Raw genomic sequence first — 324 nt, forward strand, 5'->3', positions numbered from 1 at the left:
TCGGTGTCGATCTTGTCGGTGAAGACCTCCAGCAACGGCTCGTCGACCGCCACGGTGTCGCCGACCTGCTTCAGCCATTGCGTGACGGTGCCCTCGGTGACGGATTCGCCCAGGGCGGGGAGGGTGACTTCAGTGGCCATGGCTGCTGGTCTGTCCTTCGGGTTGCGGGGTGTGGTGATGCGTCGGTCGGGTCGTACGAGCGATCCTTCGCCGGTCAGCCGTGCGCGTGCAACGGCTTGCCGGCCAGCGCCAGGTGGGCCTCGCCCAGCGCCTCGTTCTGGGTGGGGTGCGCGTGCACCAGCGGTGCGACGTCCTCGGCGTGGG

1 protein-coding gene is annotated in these 324 nt (G+C 69.1%); it reads right to left on the reverse strand.

Annotated elements, in window-relative coordinates; genetic code table 11:
* A partial coding sequence (locus KSO97_RS17450; protein WP_308188348.1) for a biotin/lipoyl-containing protein occupies positions 1-140 on the reverse strand: 140 nt, incomplete at its 3' end.
* Positions 141-324 lie beyond the last annotated feature (184 nt).

The organism is Nocardioides sp. R-C-SC26 (genome assembly GCF_021246465.1).
Lineage (GTDB): Bacteria > Actinomycetota > Actinomycetes > Propionibacteriales > Nocardioidaceae > Nocardioides.